A 1,482-nucleotide genomic window follows, 5' to 3' on the forward strand; every position below is an offset into this window, starting at 1 on the left:
GACGATGATCGCGGCCAGCCGGCCGAACGGTGGCCAGTGCCCCGGCCGTCTCTGCTCGGCCTCGCGTGCCATGAACGCTGCGAAATCGCCCGAGACCAGGGCCTGCATCACGGGGTGTTCCGGCACGTAGCTTTGCAGCAGCACCCGGCCCTGCGCCTGCGCGCGCCCCGTGCGCCCGGCGACCTGATGCAGCAACTGGACCGACCGTTCGGCCGCCCGCAGGTCGCCGCCGCCCAGACCAAGATCGGCGTCGACAATGCCCGCGAGCGTCAGGTGCGGAAAGTGCCAGCCCTTGGCGACGATCTGCGTGCCGATCACCAGATCGACCGTCCGGTCGGCGATCTGCGCCACGGCGGCGGCCGTGGCGGTGGGGGAGGTCAGCGTATCGCTGGTCATGACCAGAAGCCGTGCGTCGGGAAAGGTCGCCCGTGCTTCTTCGGTGATGCGTTCCACACCCGGCCCGATCGGCGTCAGGCTGCCGCTGGTCTGGCAGGACGGGCAGGCGTCGGGTATGGGCTCCACATAGCCGCAGTGGTGGCAGGTCAGAATACGCCGCGCGCGATGTTCGACCAGCCACGCCGAACAGTTGGGGCATTCCATCCGGTGCCCGCACGTCCGGCACAGCGTCAGGGGCGCATAACCGCGCCGGTTGAGAAACAGCATGGCCTGTTCCTCGCGCGCGAACGTCGCGCGCATCGCCTCGACCAGACGCGGCGACAGGAACAGTCCCCGCTCGGGCGGATCGGCCCGCATGTCGATCGCTTCGACGTCGGGCATGGTGGCCCCGCCGTGACGGGCCCCGAGCGCGATCCGGCCATAGCGCCCCGTCTCCACATTCGTCAGGGTTTCGAGGCTGGGGGTGGCCGAGACCAGAATGGCCGGTGCCTGTGCGAGGCGCGCGCGCACGATCGCCATGTCGCGCGCATGGTAGGTCACGCCGTCTTCCTGTTTGAAGGCGGTCTCGTGCTCTTCATCGACGATGATGACGCCCAGGGTCTCGAACGGCAGAAACAGGGCCGAACGCGCGCCGACCAGAACCCGCACCTGCCCGTCGCGCACCGCACGCCAGGTCTGCCGCCGCAGCCGGGGTGTAAGGTCGGAGTGCCAGACGGCGGGCGCCACGCCGAAGCGACGCTCGAACCGCGCCGTCCATTGCGCGGACAGGGCAATCTCGGGCAGCAGCACCAGGGCCTGCTGTCCCTGCGCCAGACACGCCGCCACGGCCTCGAGATAGATTTCCGTCTTGCCCGAACCCGTGACACCTTCAAGCAGGGTGACCGAAAACTGTCTCTCCGCCACGCAGGCGCGCAGGGCGGCCGCGGCATCGTCCTGATCGCCGCTCAGCCTCGGGGGATGATGGTCGGGGTCCGGCGTCGGAAAGGGCGGCGCCGCGTCCATGGGCACCATGCGCAGCGCCCCGGACTGTTCCAGCCCGCGCAGCACCGACGCGCCGACATCGGCCGCCCGTTGCAGGTCGGCCCC

The 1,482-nt window shown here is 70.1% G+C and carries 1 protein-coding gene; it reads right to left on the reverse strand.

Annotated elements, in window-relative coordinates:
• Positions 1-1,482: replication restart helicase PriA (gene priA, locus HUK82_RS16555; protein WP_176614958.1), on the reverse strand; the 1,482-nt coding region annotated here is incomplete at both ends.

This window comes from Ameyamaea chiangmaiensis (assembly GCF_013376175.1).
In the GTDB taxonomy this organism is placed as follows: domain Bacteria; phylum Pseudomonadota; class Alphaproteobacteria; order Acetobacterales; family Acetobacteraceae; genus Ameyamaea; species Ameyamaea chiangmaiensis.